Here is a 17,832-nt window from a genome sequence, read left to right as displayed (position 1 = left end):
AACCCGTCTCTGGCGATGGACGGGTTAGGGTTGTCTTTGTCGCCAAACTGTACCTCTACGTAATGAATAACTGATTATCGCAATAATAAAAAAGGTTTCCCGATGAAAATAATCTGGGTCGGTTGTATGTTGACGTCTGTATTTAGCGGCGTGGTGTGTGCGCAGGATAGCCTTTCTCTGGAAGCACGGCTGGCGCAAATGGAAAATCGACTGAAAGCTACCGAGGCGCGCGCCGCCAGTGCAGAAGCCGAGATACGTGCCTTAAAGCAGCAGGAAACTCGCCAAACGGTTGCCCGCACCGCACCGGCAAAACCCACGTTACAGGTAAATGATACCGATGATTTAAAATTCTATGGCGACGTTGAATTTAATATGGACGGAGCCAGCCGCACCGGTGGACTGACATCGCTCAGAACCAGCGCTAATAAAAGCTGGACGCCAGGGGAAAAAGAGCGCTGGGATATTAACGGGCGTATTCTTCTCGGTTTTGATGGTATGCGAAAAGGGGCTGACGGCAAATATGCTGGCTTTACCGTCCAACCGTTGGCGGACATGAACGGTAAAATGAATCTCGACGATGCGGCTTTTTTCTTCGGTCAGCAGGATGACTGGAAAATTAAAATTGGTCGCTTCGAAGCCTGGGATATGTTCCCCCTGAATCAGGATACCTTTATTCAATACTCCGGTAATACCGCTAACGATCTCTACAGTGACGGGTACGGCTATATCTATATGATGAAAGAGGGACGAGGACGCAGCAACAGCGGCGGCAATTTCCTGCTCAGCAAAAACCTGGATAACTGGTATTTCGAGGTCAATACGCTGGTCGAGGACGGCAGCTCCCTGTTTGTCGATCAGAACTACCATGGCAACGCGCTGGATAACCGTAAAAACGTCGTGTATGTGCGCCCGGTGGCGGCATGGCAGTCCGGCCCGTGGTCGGTGGCCGCCGCGCTGGAGAGCAATCTGGTCAATAACGCCTACGGCTATCAGCAGGAAAATGGCCGCTTCCGGGATCAGTCCAGCCGTACCGGTTACGGCATGACCATGAGCTGGAATACGCTGAAGACCGACCCTGAAAACGGCGCGGTGGTGAATCTGAGCACCGCCTACCTTGACGCGGCAGACGAGAAAGACTTTAGCGCCGGTATCAATGCGCTATGGCACCGCGTCGAGCTGGGCTACATCTATGCCCACAACAAAATTGACCAGTTCAATATGGCAGGCGTCAACGCGGACTGCGATAGCGACTGCGCGATCCTTGCTCCGGGCCGCTACGACATTCACACCATCCATACCTCATGGCAGCTACCAGACATTATGGATATGCCAAATTTCAACATCTACCTCGGGGCTTACGCCTCCTGGCTGGACTCGGCGGCTGCGCCAACCGGTAACGATGATGAACGCTACGGCGCACGGGTTCGCTTTAAGTATCTGTTTTGATAATAATTTCGGTAAGGGGAGTTTATGAAAATCTGGGCATTAGGCGACGCGGTAGTGGATCTCCTGCCGCAGGGAGAGATGCAGTACACCGCCTGTGCAGGCGGCGCGCCGGTTAACGTTGTCGTCGGAGCCGCGCGTTTGGGTTGCGAGAGCGGCTTTATCGGCAGAGTGGGCGACGATCCGTTTGGTCATTTTCTACGTAACACGCTGACAGAGGAGGGCGTTGATACCCAGCCTATGCAGTTTGATACGCAGCACCGTACCAGCACGGTGCTGGTCTCGCTCGGGGATGAGGGCGATCGCAGCTTTACCTTTCTGGTCGATCCTTCTGCCGACCAGTTTTTGACCGCTGATACGCTTCCGGCGTTTGGAAACGATATTCTGCATTTTTGTTCCCTGGCGCTGGTGGCAACGCCATGTCGTGACACGCTGGTACGGGCTATCAGCTACATCAAGCAGCGGGATGGCCTGTTGAGCTTTGATATTAATCTTCGGGCGCAGATGTGGCCCGATGCGCAGGAGATGTTGGATACCGTGCGTCATTTTGCCCAGCAGGCCGATATTCTCAAGCTGTCGCAGGAGGAGCTGTACTGGTTGGCTGGCACCACGCAGCATGAAAAGGCGTTAGACATTCTACGAAGCTATCCGTCACGTCTGAAGGTGGTGACCTGCGGGTCTGACGGGGCGATGGTGTTATGGCAGGATCGGCGGGTTCAGGCCAGCGCGTTCCAGGTTAAAAGTCTGGACACCACCGGCGCGGGCGATGCGTTTATCGCGGGGCTGCTGGCGAGTGTGGCACAGGGCAATACGTTAGACGATCTGGCCCAGCTCAAACAGGCGATGACGCAGGCCAGCGCCTGTGGCGCGCTGGCAACCACGGCGAAAGGGGCGTTAGCCGCGCTGCCTGATGCCCAGGGTGTGGCGGCATTCAGGACATCAGCGCCTGAGCTCGTGTTTAATTCTGGGGAGATCGGTTAACCTGAAGCACCCTGGGTGAGCGGCGCTTATCCAGGGCTCTTTATCGAGGTGGTGAGCAGGCGCATACAGTATGAGTCGTTACTTGAAATATTTGTCCAGCGGATCGTGGTGTCTAAATTTCCTGAAGAAAAAGAGCCAGTAGACAAAACCAAGGGCCGCACCGAGTCCAGCAAAATATAAGAACAGAGTTTTACGAAAGCGAATAAGATCTGCAAATGAGTATTTATCTTTCAATATATCAATAATGCTTCCGTTTATCACCAGATCCAGGAACAGAGCAAGTGTGGGTAGTGCAAGAGCATAGGCCGCCATAAGATAGATAAGTGCCCAAATCCTGTGCCTGGTATCGATGTGCATGTTCCACCTCCATGCCTGAATGATAAATTCGCTGCCGGCCCTTGGGTTAACAGCGCTTCGCTGGTGACATGACTTGTTTCACATAATGTTCAATAACGATGTGGTTTTCACGGCCCACTTGCGAAATAAACGTTTGCAGACGCTCTGACGGAGAGTGAAGTGTATTCGCAATAAGGGTATCGAAGTCGTTCTGGGTGAAGCGATCGTTACCTTTCGCCGTCGACCGCTGAAGCAAGGTGTGGGCAATGACGTAGAGAACGGCTCGCCTGTAATTATCCGAAAGTAGGATGTCCAGATCGAGCTGGTCAATGTCAAACGTGAAGCTGAAGCTCACTACGCCTGAGTCGACAGGCAGCGAGTAGGTCAGCCTGTCGCCTAACCGATCGACATGAGGTTCATATCCGTCGCCCATAAGCCGTATTGGCTGCATAGCATTTTTCTCCTCAGGCAGAGTAGGAGTAACAAATAAGTTAAACTATCTCTTTCGTTGTAACTATTTTCGCAAATCCAGCCTCAAGTAGACCAAGCGTCACATCAAGAATGGTTTTGGCTTCAAGGTTTGACTCCTGGAGTGCAAAACTGATTACCGCATCCTTTACCACCGTCATTTTTAAACCTAAATCTGCACCAGCCCTGACGGTAGAATTCACACAAAAACCCGCTACGGCACCAATAACAACGCACTCGTCAATGTGGTTAGTTTTCAGGTGAGAAAAGAGCTCGGTTGAGCTGAAGGCTGAAGAGGTGTTTTTTATCATTACGGTTTCACCTTGCTCCGCCTCAAATTCTTCCATGACGTGAGCGAGCAGGGAATGTTGGTGTAGTGGCGAACCCTCTCCAGGCGTCTGATGACGAATATGAATAACAGGATCACCAGCGCCTCTGAATTTTTTTAATATGCTTTCCATATTATGCACGGCATTATCAGGATACATTCCAATGCCATTATTGATTCTGTCTACAATAAAATTTTGCATGTCGATGATAATCAGGGCCGCAGTCATCACTATTCCTTTTGATTTAGTCACGCGTCGAATAAAGATAAACCATCCTAGTCGATCGCCTTAAATCTGTCAGCCCCTAAGATTAATGGATAAGTGCTAACGCTCTGTCCAGCTCATCACGTTCATGACCACGCCTTGTTTTGGATAAACCCTACCAATTTCGGTTGGTTATTGAAAAAGTATCTAAAGGTACTATGCACCCTGTCGTCGTTTAAGGATGTCGAGAGTTTATAAAGGAATTGCTGATGAATACGCTTTTGCTGAGTTCTTTATGATCGCCTCGTCTTTAAGCATTGTTAGCCCCCTTACAGGGGAGGATCGCTGTTTGTAAGACCCTAAAATGGACATTCGGTCGATCAATCTCAGAGGAAAGAAGATGAAGAAGTACCTATTTGCTTTACCTGCCGTACTGTATATGGCTTTGCCATGTTTGATCTCTCCTGCCTATGCCGCACCGGCGGTTCGCTCGGTTGATGTAAAATCCTTTGATGTCGCTGGCGTGAAGACCGGCATGAGCGTTGAAGAGGCGCGAGCTGCAATGCAGAAAAACTTTGGCGTATCCGCAGACGCAATAAGAACCTCTACGTTCCGGAAAGATCAGATAGCTTATCTGGTCACCGGGAATATAGAAGTTTCAAACCTTATCTATGAAAAGGATGGCACCCGCATGCAGGTGAGCTTTGAACCTCGTGTGCCATACGATAAGAATAATCCCATGGCCGTATCGTTAATCAACTACGAAATTCCATGGACCAAAGAGAATGAAACGGCCATGAAGGAAGCTGCGATCGCAAAATATGGACCGATTTCAACCGGCGGAATGGCCCCGGAGTGGTGTGACAAACCCCTGCCGACCTCAGGCATGGGATGCGAGCCAGACTCTGCCACACTCAAGGTGGGAAGCACACATTTAAGTCTGTTTGATCCCGCATGGAAAAATGCGGTGAGCAAGTTTATGGACCAAAAACGGGCCACAAAACCTCAATTTTAATCAGGTTAAAAAGCTATTAGCTTCTTATTATTAAGGTCAGTGGGAAGGTGAAGGCTGTATAAAAATTGCCCTTCTGAAATAAAATCCAATACTTCAGAAGGGTGACCAAAGGGTCATCGTTACAAAGAACATGCACAGCATAGAGCAAATCAAGCGAATAGATACTGTAATTACAAAAAAGAGAGAAACTGTATCTTTACTTCTGTCATAAAGCCTCGTTTTACGTCTTAAAGAAGGGTTTATAAATACAATTTATAGATACAGTTGAGAGAGGTGATGACAGGCGACATGCACATTATGAAGGGGAGTTGTGTCGTCCTTGACATTTTCTCCAGCCGGTAACGCCTGAGCGTAACCGTAAGGTTATCTTCATCGTTTTCCGGCCGGAACCGGTCTACGTCTAAGTGTATCCGTTCTACTCGTCGTTCAGGCCGGTAAGGGTCTTAATATACGGCACGGACTCAACATCTTTCCCAGTAAGGTCAACATTCACCAGCCAATTTCTGGCTTCAAAGATAGCATAAATCCGCTCATCGCTTACGCTGGACTCAGCCATACGGGAGAGTTCCTTGATAAGCGATTTGACTTCAATATCCTGCTCTTTGAGGGCGAGAGAGAGTGCCGCTTCTCCGATTATGACGTAGCCTTTCTCGTCGTGTTGAATAGACAATAAAAATCCTCCACTTTTATTGATGATAACCTCATATTTAAGGCTAGCTTAAGTCTTGATAACTGCATTCAGATTTTTTGAAGATCTGTTTTAACTGCCCTGGTTTGACGCATTCTACACTGTAAGCGCAGCAACAATGACGGGTTCCAGTTTCTCCGGCGTGGTGAATGGCGCAAACCGCTTGAGTGGTTTGCCGTCGCGTCCGATGAGGAACTTAGTGAAGTTCCACTTGATTCGTCCACCCAATACACCGGGCAATTCCTCTTTTAAGTAACGAAACACCGGGTGCGTAGCGGCACCGTTGACCTCTACTTTCTCGAATATCGGGAAGCTCACACCGTAGTTGATGTGGCAGGTCTGGGTAATTTCATCGACGCCGCCGGGTTCCTGAGAACCAAACTGGTTGCAGGGAAAACCCAGCACCACCAGACCCTGGGCAGCATACTTTTTGTAGAGCGCTTCAAGGCCAGCATACTGCGGCGTGAAGCCACACTGGCTGGCGGTATTCACCACCAGCACCAGCTTGCCTGCGAAATCGGCCATCGATACAGGCTGGCCATGCAGGCTGGTGGCAGTAAGTTGATAAAAGGGAGCCATGTTGAGTTCCTCACAGCAGAATCAGGTAGTTTGACAGAAGCAGTACAGGGGCTAATATCTCATTTGTGAGAATTATTTCTCTAATTAGAGATGCTAACATGGATAATCAAGATTACAGACAAAAATTAGCGGCACGCCTTGCTGCACTCCGCGTGCAGCACAACCGAACCCTGGAAGAGCTTTCATCTGTATCGGGTATTAGCCGAGCCACCTTATCACGGATTGAACGTGGTGAGGTCAGCCCTACGGCTGAAGTACTGAATCAACTCTGTATCGTATACCGAATGACGATGTCCCGGCTTCTGGCTGAGGTTGAACAAACTGCTGATAATCTTTTCAGGGTGGAGCAACAAACCCTGTGGCAGGATGAGCGCAATGGATTTGAACGGCGAATGCTGTTACCGCCTTCTAATCAGTTTAGATGTGAGCTTATTGAGGGAAAATTGCGTCCAGGTGCTTATATCGAATATCTAAACCCGCCGGTGCAGGGGCTTGAGCAATACCTATGGTTATGTGCAGGAGGTTTAACTATCAAGGTAGATACTGAAATATGGACGTTAAAAAAAGGCGACAGTTTGCGCTTTCATTTGGCAGGCATCTCATCATTCAGCGCTCATGGGAGCCTGGGTGCACATTATCTCTTAGTGGTATGTAAATCATGATCAACTATGAATTTCTGAGCGCTACCGAAGCACATCAAAAATTAACGGAATTAGGTGACGTACTGCAGGCGTGTGTAAAAGACGGTGCAAGCGTAGGTTTTACTCAGCCAGACGATCGTCTGGCTATCGATCGCTTTTGGGAAGATAAAGTCAACAGCCTTGCCAGCCAGGATTGTGAATTATTGACAGCCCGTGATAACAACAGCGTGGTCGGCACAGTGATAATCAACTATTGTGCCATGCCCAATGGCAGTCATCGTGCTGAAATTTCCAAATTACTTGTTCACCCACATGCGCGTCGTCAGGGTATTGCCAGACAATTAATGAATCAGGCAGAGCAAAGAGCGTGGGAAAAAGGACTCTCTCTACTCGTCCTGGATACACGTAGCGGTGATGTTGCCAGCAAATTATATCTTTCACTAGGCTGGCAGATAGCCGGGTCGATTCCCTGTTATGCAAGGTCTATTGAAAACACCCTGGATGCGACGACCTATATGTATAAAGTCAGCGCTACTATCAGCTAAATCCGCTGGCAGAAGCCTTTCATCTATACTGACTCTTACCGTGGTCATTTGCATACAAGACCACACAACGTTTATCACCTTCCACCTTAATAATGCTTAAAGAGTTAAAAACCTTTACTTACCCCGGAGATAACTAATGAAAATAACCGATTTCGTCTACTCCGCCTTAATAGGTCTTGTCGCCAGCTGCCGTTCCATGACGCCGATGGCGGCCATCGCAGCAGCACGTATCACCGGCCGCGATACATCAGGCCGTCTTTTGCTATTGGACCGTCCACTATTCAAATATGGCGCATTAGCGATGGGAGTAGGGGAACTCTTTGGCGACAAGATGAAGTCAGCACCAGACCGCACTGTGTTTTTGGGCTTATCAGCTCGCGTGGCCAGTGCAGGGATTGCGGGCGCGGCATTGGCACCCAGCGGAAAAGAAAAGGCCGGGGCAGCGATTGCTGTCTCTGCCGCTGTGCCACTTGCCTATGTAACGCTTGCGGCACGCAAAAAGGCCATAGCAGAGATTGGGCAGACCAGAAGTGGCCTAATTGAAGATACGCTCATCGTCGCTATGGGAGCCGCAGTGGTCTTCCTGGCAACGCGCCCAAATCGTCTTTAAACGCACTTAGTCTTCTGAGGGCGATCCCGACAATCATGAAGGCGTCAGGGAGTGCTTCAGGCACAGGGCTGCTGTTGCAGCCCTCACACGTTAGACGTCAATTAACGCTGATATCTCCAGGGCACCTATCTCAATAAAATCTGAATCAGCTGGATAAAGATATACCCTGTCACTAGCACTTGTATTACCCGGAACCCACGTCTGAGATAGCGCCATTCATGACGTTCTCTGGCATCAGCTTCTTCAATGGCGGGATCTAAACGTTTTTTTTTCTTTGTCCTGAATTCACTTATTACCCACAGGACGAGCAAAAAGATAATGATGACTTTCTGAAGTATGGGATTATCCACAAAGCGTGCCTCCGGTCTACTCGCTAATGAAGGCAGAATAGATAAAAAACTTTTAAATAACCACTACTAAATGTAGGGTTAAAGTCGATTTTCGTTCATGCTGGGCATTGAGGTGATTCTGTCCAATGCAGGTTGAACTGCTGATCACACAGTTGGCTATACGCATTATCTAAACGGCAGCTATGAGCGAAAAGGGTACTTCCGGTTTTCTGCCATGGCAGAGCAAGCGTGAAAGTGATGAATTGCGCTAGCTTGCAGTGCTATTTTGGCGAGATGCGCGAAACGTCATCGCTACCGCCCCAAAAAGTAATAAACCACTTAAGCCAAAAGCACTTCGCCATCCCAGACTGTCGAATACCAGACCGCCTGTTGTTGAACCTAGCGCAATCGAAAGCTGGATGACAGCAACCATGAGGCCACCACCTGTCTCTGCATTTTCGGGCAGCGTCCGCGCTATCCATGTCCACCATCCCGTTGGCGCAGCCGTCGCAAGCATTCCCCACAGGCTTAGCAAAACGGTGACCGCCCATATGTTGTGTCCGGTCAGAAGTAACGTACCGGCAATCACTGCCATAAGCAGCGGTATCATGATCAAAGTCTGATAAAGCCTTGAGTTCAGTAATGTCGAAACGATTATTGTGCCGACAAAACCTGCCACGCCTGTAGCCAGCAAAATCAAGGACAGGCCAGAAGCACTAACCCGGGTCACGGTCTCCAGAAACGGCCGTACGTAGGTAAATAAGGCAAACTGTCCCATAAAAAAGAGTCCGCAGGCCAGCAGCCCCGTTGGTACTAGGGAGCCTCTTAACAGGCGAAGCACAGACCTGTGTGGCTTTCGTTGTTTATCGCTTTCCATCGAAGGCAGGCTGACGCATTGCCAGATGAACGCGACTATCGCGAGCGGTACGAGACAGAAAAAGGCTCCCCGCCAACCGACGGTCGCCCCAAGGTAGCTACCAAGCGGCGCCGCCACAACGGTAGCCAGCGCATTTCCGCCGTTAAAAATCGCCAGTGCGCGGGGAACCTGGTGCTGCGGAACCAGCCGAATGGCAGTTGCAGCCGACATTGACCAGAATCCACCGATGACAATACCAATCAAAGCCCTCCCTAGCATATAAACCGGATAGCTGTGCGCCAGCGCGATAATTGTTCCCGATATCGCCATCAAAACCGTCAGTCCCAGCAGAAGAAATTTACGATTCAGATCCCTGGCAATGTAGGAGATAGTCAGGCTGGCCAGGACCGCCAGGGCGCCAGAGATGGCTATTCCCTGTCCTGCGAGTCCCTCTGTGACATGCAAATCGTGGGCAATTGGCGTAAGCAGGCTGACTGGCATAAACTCAGAAGCGATCAGCACAAACACGCAGAGTGTCATAGCTAATACGCCATCCCAGTGTGCGCGTGTTTTTATGTTTGATGGGTTAGGACTTACCGTGGACATTATCAGCATCTCTTAATATCGATCCGACCGAATTCAGGTGCAGTCGGGGTAGGGGATATTCAGCATTACATCAGGCAGGTTCAAGCCACCCGTGTATTGCAGGTGGCCTGATCATTATCTCTTATTCAGAGGCTATTTTAAGTTGGTCTTGAAAAACTGTTCAAATTTAGCGAACGGAATCTTACCAGCAACGTTGTCGTACAGGTCCACATGGTTTGCCCCCGGGATAATCACTAACTCTTTCTCTTTGCTGCCGATCGCTTTAAAGGCGTCTTCAGCAAAATAACGTGAATGGGCTTTTTCGCCGGTCACAATAAGCGTAGGGATAGTGACTTCATTTGCATAGCTCAGCAGCGGCATATTCATAAACGACAAGGGCATTGTCGCATTCCATGCGCCGGTTGAATTGACCGAACGCGCATGGAAACCACGTGGCATACGGTAATAATCAAAGAACTCTTTTAAAACCGGGTTCGGATTGGCAGGTAACGTTTCCGGCAGAATACGCTCGGAAATGGTGGCTTTTCCCTTCTCATCCACATAAATATCATGCCCACCTGGTGCGAACGTGCCGTTTTCAGCATCCTTCCAGCGTTGCGCGTTCAGATACTGCAACACGGTACGACGATCGGCAGTAGTGTAGCGATCTTTGCCATCGCCTACGCCATGACCCATAGCCCGACTCATGTCATACATAACGCTGGTCGCCACCGCTTTAATGCGGGTATCCATTGCGGCATCGTTTAAAGCCATGCCGCCCCAGCCGCAGATACCGAGCACCCCGATACGGTTCCGATCAACCTCTTTTTGCAGTCCTAAGAAATCAATCGCCGCGCTGAAATCCTCGGTGTTGATATCCGGAGAAGCGACATTACGTGGGTAGCCGCCACTTTCACCCGTGTATGAAGGGTCGAACGCCAGGGTAATAAACCCTTTTTCAGCTAGCGTTTGCGAATAGAGGCCGCTGGATTGTTCTTTGACCGCACCGAAAGGGCCGCTTATGGCAATGGCCGCCAACTTGCGCTCGCCGCGATCCTTCGGAATGTAGAGATCCCCGACTAAGGTGATCCCGTAACGGTTCTTAAAGGTCACTTTTCGATGATCAACTTTCGTACTTTCAGCAAAAGTTTTATCCCATGTTTTGACCAGCGAAACGGGTGCGTTCGGATTGGTTGTATCAGCATAACTCATCGTTGTGACTCCACTTAATGATGCGCATAGCAGCATGACGGGTATCGCGGCTGTCAGTTTTTTGGTGAAAACAGTCATCAAAATCCTCCTGAAAACGTTATAGATACAGGTTTCATGCGGACAACGCTGCTGTGCTTCATTGGTATGCGCACATTATAGTTAGCAGCAGGAGTGCTGATTAGAGGCTAAAAAATACTAAGATTGATATCATATTGTTCTAAATAGCGATGCAGTCATTAGGCCGGGAAGATGGCAAAACGAGAAAACTATAACGATCTCTACCTTTTCATGCTGGTTGTGCGGGAGGGGAGTTTTACCGCCGCGGCGCAACGCCTCGGCCTGGCACAATCAGGAATCAGCCGTTCTGTACGCGAACTGGAAGAAAGACTGGGTGTTCAACTTCTGGTACGCACCACGCGCAGATTATCGCTCACTCATGCCGGCGAGCAGCTCTATGCGAGCGTTGAGTCAGGATTCGATGCGTTAGATATGGGACTCGCCACGCTGGCTCATTATCGCCAAACCCCATCCGGTACGGTACGCATTAATGCCAGTCAGCACGCTATTGATAAAGTTCTCATGCCGAAGCTTGCGGTGTTCAAGCAACACTACCCCGATATCAGACTGGAACTCATCAGCGAAAGCCGGTTTGTCGATATTATTGCCGAGAGATTCGATGCTGGTGTACGTCTGGGGCTGGAAGTTGGCAGTGGCATGATTGCTGTTCGCATTTCGCCCGACATGGAGATGGCCGTTGTCGGTACGCCAGAACACTTTCGTCGCTATGGCTTTCCGCAAGTCCCCGCCGATTTAGCGGTTCATCCCTGCATCGCTTATCAGTTTGGCGATGGCAGCCTCTACGCATGGGAACTCCATCAGGATGGTGAAAAAATAACCCATCGCCCGCAGGGACAGTGGGTTTTTTCTGACAGCTATATGGAAGCCAAAGCCGCCAGTCTGGGGCTGGGGTTGGCTTATGTCCCGGAAGAGTTGGTTTCCGATGAGTTAGAACGAGGGAAGCTTATTAGGGTTCTGCAGCGTTACAGCCAGCGTCTGGAAGGTTCCTTTCTTTATTATCCGCATCGCAATGTGTCACCCGCTCTGCGGGCAGTTATTGATACATTGAGAATGTAAGAGTAAGGATGATATTGACCACTTAAACATATATATCGCAGTTTTATTAACTTTCACGGTAACGTAGCGCGGCGATAACTTCAGCAAGCGCCGGCGCTAACTGACGCCGGCTGGCATAATAAAGATGATATCCCGGAAAACGCGGCCACCACTGTTCTAGTGCCGGGACTAGCTTTCCCGCAGTAATATACGGTTGCGCCAGCTCCAGCGGAATGTAAGCAAATCCCAGTCCGTCCAGCGCGGCATGTAACATAAGATAAGTATTATTAAAAACAGTTTGTCCTTGTACACGCACCGATAACGTTTTCCCTTGATGTTCAAACTCCCAGGCGTAAAGCCCCCCGCGCGTCGGAAGCCGCAGGTTTATGCACTGATGTGTTGTCAAATCTGCAGGTGTTATGGGCTTGCTTTTTCCTTTCAAATATTCCGGTGAACACACCACAGCCATATGAAAGTCAGGGCTGATTCTCACGGCTATCATGTCTTTATCAACGATGCTACCAACCCGGACGCCAGCATCAAACTGCTGCGCAACGATATCGGTAAGCGCATAGTCAACGCTTAGTTCAATCAGTATGTCGGGATATTGTTTCAGTAAAGCCTGAAGCCGGGGCCAGAGTACGGATTCAATGGCGTGATCGTGGGCGGTAATGCGTACAGTGCCTGCTGGCTTCTCGCTCAGGGCTCGCAGAGAAGCCAGCTCGCTATCAAGTGTATTCAGCATGGGCTGCAGAGTACTGTACAGGCGCATCCCGGCTTCTGTGAGCGCAACGCTGCGTGTTGTGCGTGTCAACAGCCTGACGCCCAACCGCGCTTCCAGCGCTGTAATAGCATGACTCAGCCCGGAACGTGACATAGCAAGCTGAGCCGCTGCCCGTGTAAAGTTTTTTTCTCGTGCCACGATCGTGAAAGCACGAAGGTCATTCAAATTTTCAGATGTCATTGTTGCATCCTGTGCACATACCCGTTCATATTTGCCTATCTTATCAACTAATCGTGCCCGGCTTACACTGATACTGTTCCGGTCGCCGAAATCGGCGCCCGGCGCACCCTGAAATGATAAGCGGAGCAGATATGAAGATACTTGCCATTATTGCTGTGTCCCTGACGCTATTAGTTTCAACTGCTTACTCTAAGGAGAACTCACCTATGATTACCGTTATGCAAAGTGGAACTACACCCTCGGCGAAGGGCCCGTCAGATTATTTTACTGGAACGGTCCGCATCGATTCGCCTTTCCAGGGCACAGAGCCTGCACGCGTAGGTGGCGCTACCGTGACGTTTGAACCCTCTGCCCGCACCGCCTGGCATACCCATCCGCTCGGGCAGACGCTGATCGTGACCGCCGGCTTGGGTCTGGTACAGGAATGGGAAGGCCCGGTGCGTGAAATTCGGCCTGGCGATGTAGTGTGGATACCTGCCGGCGTCAAGCACTGGCACGGTGCCGCCCCTGAATCCGCCATGTCGCATATCGCTATTGCCGAGGCTCAGGACGGTAAGGTTGTTGACTGGATGGAGCAGGTAACCGACGAGCAGTATGCCTCGGCTAACAAGTCATGAGGATAGCGTCATGAAACGAGACATAAATAGCGCACTCTTACTGTGTGCGGCACTGGCTTCCCCCTTCAGCTCCGCCGGAGAAGCCCTGTCCCTCTCATCGAAAAGGAGTGAAACAATGCTCACAAAGCAGGAACATCCCCTTACCGCGCAGCAAAAATATATGGCCGTTATCGCGGCCTATGCTGCAACGGGCAATTTGCCCGGGCTGAACAGCGCCTTACAGCAGGGGCTGGATGCCGGCCTGACAGTGAGCGACTGCCGTGAGATTCTGGTTCAGCTTTATGCCTATGCCGGTTTTCCCCGCAGCCTGAACGCACTGGGTGAGCTGATGAAGGTTATCGATGCGCGCAAAGCGCAGGGCATTCAGGATGCCCAGGGTCAGCTGCCTGGCCCACTGCCTAATCCTGATGAGATGCTGGCAGCCGGAACGCAGAATCAGACCGCGCTCGCTGGAAAGCCCGTAGAAGGTCCCCTGTTTAGGTTTGCGCCGGCTGCTGATGAGTATCTGAAGACGCACCTGTTTGGCGATATTTTCAGCCGGGATAACCTTGACTGGAAAAGCCGCGAGCTGGCTACGGTAGGTGCACTGGCCGCTATGACTGGCGTAGAGCCGCAGTTGAAAGCGCATCTGAGCATGAGCATGAATGTGGGATTAACGCCGCTTCAGCTCGCTGAGCTCATACCTGTATTTGAGGAGAAAGGGGAGAACATTATCGCCAACCGGCTGCGGAGCGCACTTGATTCTGTCGGTGCCGAATAACAAGCTGGTTTGTTCCGGACTTTGTGCTGCGGATATAGGTCAGTTCTGCCGACCGTTCGGGCTCATTAGCTGAAATTTTGGCGACCTCAAATTTTGGCGACCTCAAATTTTGGCGACATAGTGGGGACATATATGGTTTGTCAAAAAAGCTGTATATGTCTCCATGTGTTTTTAAGCGCTATTTCATAACTCACTGATTATCATTGCTTAATAAATTTTACAGCAAGATAGAGATCCTGCTACTATACCCCCCTACAGTATAGGAGGGCGTATGCCACACTCACCCGAAGATAAAAAGCGCATCCTTACCCGTGTTCGCCGCATTCGTGGCCAGGTCGACGCCCTTGAGCGGGCGCTGGAGTCGGGCGAACCCTGCATCGCAATATTACAACAGATCGCCGCCGTGCGCGGGGCTGCTAACGGCTTGATGGGCGAGATGGTCGAAATTCACCTCAAAGATGAACTGGTCAGCGGCGAGACGACGCCTGACCAGCGCGCGGTAAGAATGGCAGAAGTCGGCCATCTTCTGCGCTCTTATCTAAAATAATTACTACTGTTCACATAAGGGAAGAGAGTCTATGAAATCACGTGCGGCTGTTGCCTTTGGGCCAGGTCAACCACTGAAAATTGTTGAAATCGACGTAGCACCACCGAAAAAAGGTGAGGTGCTGGTCAAGATCACCCACACTGGCGTCTGCCACACCGATGCGTTCACCCTCTCCGGGGACGATCCGGAAGGTGTCTTCCCGGCGGTGCTCGGCCATGAAGGCGGCGGCGTGGTGGTGGAAGTGGGCGAGGGCGTGACCAGCCTGCAGCCCGGCGACCACGTTATTCCTCTCTATACCGCCGAGTGCGGCGAGTGTAAGTTCTGTAAATCTGGCAAGACCAACCTCTGCCAGGCCGTACGTGCTACCCAGGGCAAAGGCCTGATGCCGGACGGCACCACCCGTTTCTCCTACAACGGTGAGCCGATCTATCACTACATGGGCACCAGCACCTTTAGCGAATACACCGTTTGCGCGGAGATCTCGCTGGCGAAGGTCAACCCACAGGCCCCGCTGAATAAAGTGTGTCTGCTGGGCTGCGGCGTCACAACCGGTATCGGCGCGGTGCACAACACGGCGAAGGTAAAAGAGGGCGATAACGTGGCGGTCTTCGGCCTCGGCGGCATCGGTCTGGCGGTGATCCAGGGTGCAGTGCAGGCGAAAGCGGGCCGCATCATTGCCGTCGATACCAACCCAGAGAAGTTCAAGCTGGCAGGCGAGATGGGCGCAACCGACTTTATCAACCCCAACGACTACGATAAGCCGGTTCAGGACGTCATCGTTGAGCTGACCGACGGCGGCGTGGAGTTCAGCTTCGAGTGTATCGGCAACGTTAACGTCATGCGTGCGGCGCTGGAGTGCTGCCACAAGGGCTGGGGCGAGAGCGTAATCATCGGCGTTGCTGGCGCAGGCCAGGAGATCCGTACCCGTCCGTTCCAGCTGGTTACCGGGCGCGTCTGGCGCGGCTCCGCCTTCGGCGGCGTGAAGGGCCGTACCCAGCTGCCTGGCATGGTTGAAGATGCGATGGTTGGCAAAATCGACCTCGACCCGTTCATTACCCACCGTCTGCCGCTGGATCAGATCAACGAAGCCTTTGACCTGATGCACGAAGGTAAATCTATCCGTACCGTTATCCATTTCGGCGATAACTGATCCCACTGCCAGCGGTTTAGCCGCTGGCAGCTTCTTTAATGTGCGAATCTGTGACCGAGTTGGCGCTTTTAGACATAAGATAAATCTTATGGCTGCCGATGACTATCTTACAGGCGTGTAATTACGCATCTAACAATAAGAGAGTCGATAGCCATGGATAAAACAGCAGCGATGCACAAACCGCAGACAGTTGGCTTTTTACATCATATCCGCTTAGTACCCCTTTTCTCCGCCATCCTCGGCGGTATTCTTCTGCTTTTCGCCCTGAGTTCAGGGCTGGCAGGCTACTTCCTGATGCAGGCCGATAGCGACCAGCAGGATGTCACCGCCGAAATTCAGATCCGTATGGGGCTGTCGAATAGCTCTAACCACCTGCGTACTGCGCGTATCAACATGATCCATGCCGGGGCGGCCAGCCGCATCGCGGAGATGGATGATATGAAACTCAACATTGCTGAGGCAGAGAAGCGTATTGGCCAGTCGCAGGAGGGCTTCAATGCCTACATGAACCGCGGCGTGAAAACGCCAGCCGATGAGGCGCTGGATGGCGATCTCAAGGCGCGGTTCGATGCCTATATCGCCGGGCTACAGCCGATGCTGAAATACGCTAAAAACGGCATGTTCGAGGCGATCATCAATCATGAAAACGAGCAGGCGCGTGGGCTGGATACGGCCTATAACGAGGTGCTGCTGAAAGCGATTCAGATCCGCACCGAGCGGGCGAACAAGCTCAGCGAGCTGGCGCATGAGCGTGCGCAGCTTGGCCTGATGTTTATGGCTGGCGCATTTGTGCTGGCGCTGCTGCTGACGTTGATTACCTTCGTGGTTCTGCGCCGCATCGTGATCAATCCTCTCCAGCGTGCGGCACATCGCATCGAGCTGATTGCCTCCGGCGATCTGACCCATGCCGAGGAGGCTACGGGACGCAGTGAAATTGGTATCCTGAGCCGCGACCTGCAAAAAATGCAGCGCTCGCTGGTGAAAACCGTGGGCACGGTGCGCCAGGGGGCAGAAGAGATCTATCGCGGTACCAGCGAAATCTCGGCGGGCAATACCGATCTCTCATCGCGTACTGAACAGCAGGCGGCGGCTATCGAAGAGACCGCGGCCAGCATGGAGCAGCTGACCGCCACCGTGAAGCAGAACGCCGATAACGCCCACCACGCCAGCAAGCTGGCCGGGGACGCGTCCGGTAAGGCCACCAAAGGCGGGCAGATTGTCTCCGGCGTTGTGCAGACCATGGGCAACATCTCTGCCAGCTCGAAGAAGATCTCGGAAATTACCGCCGTCATCAACAGCATCGCTTTCCAGACCAATATTCTGGCGCTGAACGCGGCGGTAGAAGCGGCGCGCGCGGGCGAGCAGGGCCGAGGCTTTGCAGTAGTAGCCAGCGAAGTGCGTACCCTGGCTAGCCGCAGCGCCCAGGCGGCAAAAGAGATTGAGGGACTGATCAGCGAGTCGGTGACTCTGATTGAGCGTGGTTCCGGTGAGGTGGTTGCCGCAGGAGATACGATGGGTGATATCGTTGCGGCGGTAAAACGCGTTACCGATATCATGCAGGAAATTGCCGCCGCGTCCGACGAGCAGAGTCGCGGCATTGAACAGGTTAGCCAGGCTATCACCGAGATGGACAACGTTACCCAGCAGAACGCCTCGCTGGTAGAGGAAGCATCAGCCGCAGCGGCGTCGCTGGAAGAGCAGGCGGCACGCCTGACCGAGGCGGTAGGCACCTTCCGGCTCCAGCAGGGCAGCCAGGCGCGGGAAGAGAAACCCGCAGCGACAAAACCCTTTACGCCATCGCGTCCGGCGCTGGCCAGCGGCGATAACTGGGAAACATTCTGATTTCACCAACCTTTGGGG

General features: G+C 51.8%; 21 protein-coding genes. 12 read left to right on the top strand and 9 right to left on the bottom strand.

What is annotated here, in order from left to right:
- Positions 1-102: 102 nt before the first annotated feature.
- On the top strand, positions 103-1,446 hold the full coding sequence (locus NR795_RS06740) for a carbohydrate porin (protein ID WP_144815443.1): 1,344 nt from the start codon (positions 103-105) through the stop codon (positions 1,444-1,446).
- A gap of 24 nt (positions 1,447-1,470) precedes the next feature.
- Positions 1,471-2,424, top strand: coding sequence for an aminoimidazole riboside kinase (locus NR795_RS06735; RefSeq protein ID WP_257757656.1), 954 nt, complete (start codon positions 1,471-1,473; stop codon positions 2,422-2,424).
- Between the two features lie 78 nt (positions 2,425-2,502).
- On the opposite strand, the gene NR795_RS06730 is transcribed toward NR795_RS06735, so the two are convergent.
- The 3 genes from NR795_RS06730 to NR795_RS06720 are packed head-to-tail and all read right to left on the bottom strand — an operon-like array spanning position 2,503 to position 3,785.
- Complete coding sequence (locus NR795_RS06730) at positions 2,503-2,781, bottom strand: hypothetical protein (protein WP_257757655.1); 279 nt, start codon at positions 2,779-2,781, stop codon at positions 2,503-2,505.
- 46 nt (positions 2,782-2,827) lie between these two features.
- Positions 2,828-3,211, bottom strand: coding sequence for a hypothetical protein (locus NR795_RS06725; protein ID WP_257757654.1), 384 nt, complete (start codon positions 3,209-3,211; stop codon positions 2,828-2,830).
- 40 nt (positions 3,212-3,251) lie between these two features.
- Positions 3,252-3,785, bottom strand: coding sequence for an isochorismatase family protein (locus NR795_RS06720; protein ID WP_257757653.1), 534 nt, complete (start codon positions 3,783-3,785; stop codon positions 3,252-3,254).
- Between the two features lie 376 nt (positions 3,786-4,161).
- Between NR795_RS06720 and NR795_RS06715 the strand changes: the two genes are divergently transcribed.
- A complete protein-coding gene (locus NR795_RS06715; protein WP_257757652.1) occupies positions 4,162-4,776 on the top strand; it encodes a hypothetical protein in 615 nt (204 codons plus the stop codon).
- Between the two features lie 415 nt (positions 4,777-5,191).
- On the opposite strand, the gene NR795_RS06710 is transcribed toward NR795_RS06715, so the two are convergent.
- Together NR795_RS06710 and NR795_RS06705 are read right to left on the bottom strand one after the other, a co-directional pair.
- A complete protein-coding gene (locus tag NR795_RS06710; RefSeq protein ID WP_144815465.1) occupies positions 5,192-5,446 on the bottom strand; it encodes a hypothetical protein in 255 nt (84 codons plus the stop codon).
- Between the two features lie 114 nt (positions 5,447-5,560).
- The gene (locus NR795_RS06705) at positions 5,561-6,043 is read right to left on the bottom strand and encodes a glutathione peroxidase (protein WP_144815467.1); all 483 of its coding nucleotides are present in this window, start codon (positions 6,041-6,043) and stop codon (positions 5,561-5,563) included.
- Positions 6,044-6,141: 98 nt separating this feature from the next.
- Here NR795_RS06705 and NR795_RS06700 point away from each other — a divergent pair, with 98 nt between their 5' ends.
- From NR795_RS06700 to NR795_RS06690, 3 genes are all read left to right on the top strand, one after another.
- Positions 6,142-6,705 (top strand): helix-turn-helix domain-containing protein, encoded by a 564-nt coding sequence (locus NR795_RS06700; protein ID WP_257757651.1) that lies wholly within the window; start codon positions 6,142-6,144, stop codon positions 6,703-6,705.
- Positions 6,702-7,229 carry a GNAT family N-acetyltransferase gene (locus NR795_RS06695; protein ID WP_257757650.1) on the top strand — a complete coding sequence of 176 codons (528 nt, stop codon included), beginning with the start codon at positions 6,702-6,704 and terminating at the stop codon, positions 7,227-7,229. The genes NR795_RS06700 and NR795_RS06695 overlap by 4 nt, the downstream gene beginning before the upstream one ends.
- 136 nt (positions 7,230-7,365) lie before the next feature.
- Positions 7,366-7,839 (top strand): hypothetical protein, encoded by a 474-nt coding sequence (locus NR795_RS06690; RefSeq protein ID WP_144815475.1) that lies wholly within the window; start codon positions 7,366-7,368, stop codon positions 7,837-7,839.
- A gap of 125 nt (positions 7,840-7,964) precedes the next feature.
- Here NR795_RS06690 and NR795_RS06685 read toward each other — a convergent pair whose 3' ends face one another.
- From NR795_RS06685 to NR795_RS06675, 3 genes are all read right to left on the bottom strand, one after another.
- Entirely contained in the window at positions 7,965-8,189 is a 225-nt protein-coding gene (locus NR795_RS06685) for a hypothetical protein (protein ID WP_144815477.1), read from the bottom strand.
- Between the two features lie 247 nt (positions 8,190-8,436).
- Positions 8,437-9,630, bottom strand: a complete 1,194-nt coding sequence (locus tag NR795_RS06680) for an MFS transporter (RefSeq protein WP_257757649.1) — start codon at positions 9,628-9,630, stop codon at positions 8,437-8,439.
- A gap of 132 nt (positions 9,631-9,762) precedes the next feature.
- Positions 9,763-10,899, bottom strand: a complete 1,137-nt coding sequence (locus NR795_RS06675; RefSeq protein WP_257757648.1) for an alpha/beta hydrolase — start codon at positions 10,897-10,899, stop codon at positions 9,763-9,765.
- Between the two features lie 171 nt (positions 10,900-11,070).
- On the opposite strand from NR795_RS06675, the gene NR795_RS06670 reads away from it, so the two are divergent.
- The gene (locus tag NR795_RS06670) at positions 11,071-11,955 is read left to right on the top strand and encodes a LysR family transcriptional regulator (protein WP_144815487.1); all 885 of its coding nucleotides are present in this window, start codon (positions 11,071-11,073) and stop codon (positions 11,953-11,955) included.
- 46 nt (positions 11,956-12,001) lie between these two features.
- On the opposite strand, the gene NR795_RS06665 is transcribed toward NR795_RS06670, so the two are convergent.
- Positions 12,002-12,898, bottom strand: a complete 897-nt coding sequence (locus NR795_RS06665) for a LysR family transcriptional regulator (protein ID WP_257757647.1) — start codon at positions 12,896-12,898, stop codon at positions 12,002-12,004.
- Between the two features lie 131 nt (positions 12,899-13,029).
- On the opposite strand from NR795_RS06665, the gene NR795_RS06660 reads away from it, so the two are divergent.
- The 5 genes from NR795_RS06660 (at position 13,030) to NR795_RS06640 (ending at position 17,814) form a co-directional block, all read left to right on the top strand.
- On the top strand, positions 13,030-13,515 hold the full coding sequence (locus NR795_RS06660; protein ID WP_257758275.1) for a cupin domain-containing protein: 486 nt from the start codon (positions 13,030-13,032) through the stop codon (positions 13,513-13,515).
- A gap of 10 nt (positions 13,516-13,525) precedes the next feature.
- Entirely contained in the window at positions 13,526-14,275 is a 750-nt protein-coding gene (locus NR795_RS06655) for a carboxymuconolactone decarboxylase family protein (RefSeq protein ID WP_374543912.1), read from the top strand.
- A gap of 271 nt (positions 14,276-14,546) precedes the next feature.
- Complete coding sequence (locus tag NR795_RS06650) at positions 14,547-14,822, top strand: metal/formaldehyde-sensitive transcriptional repressor (protein ID WP_072015216.1); 276 nt, start codon at positions 14,547-14,549, stop codon at positions 14,820-14,822.
- Between the two features lie 31 nt (positions 14,823-14,853).
- The gene (locus NR795_RS06645) at positions 14,854-15,972 is read left to right on the top strand and encodes an S-(hydroxymethyl)glutathione dehydrogenase/class III alcohol dehydrogenase (RefSeq protein ID WP_257757645.1); all 1,119 of its coding nucleotides are present in this window, start codon (positions 14,854-14,856) and stop codon (positions 15,970-15,972) included.
- Between the two features lie 153 nt (positions 15,973-16,125).
- A complete protein-coding gene (locus NR795_RS06640; protein ID WP_144815502.1) occupies positions 16,126-17,814 on the top strand; it encodes a methyl-accepting chemotaxis protein in 1,689 nt (562 codons plus the stop codon).
- The last annotated feature ends 18 nt before the right edge of the window (positions 17,815-17,832 follow it).

This window comes from Pseudescherichia sp. L3, assembly GCF_024656065.1.
In the GTDB taxonomy this organism is placed as follows: Bacteria; Pseudomonadota; Gammaproteobacteria; order Enterobacterales; family Enterobacteriaceae; genus Pseudescherichia.
The sequence above is the reverse complement of the archived record's forward strand: the minus strand, read 5'-3'. Positions and strand labels throughout refer to the sequence as shown.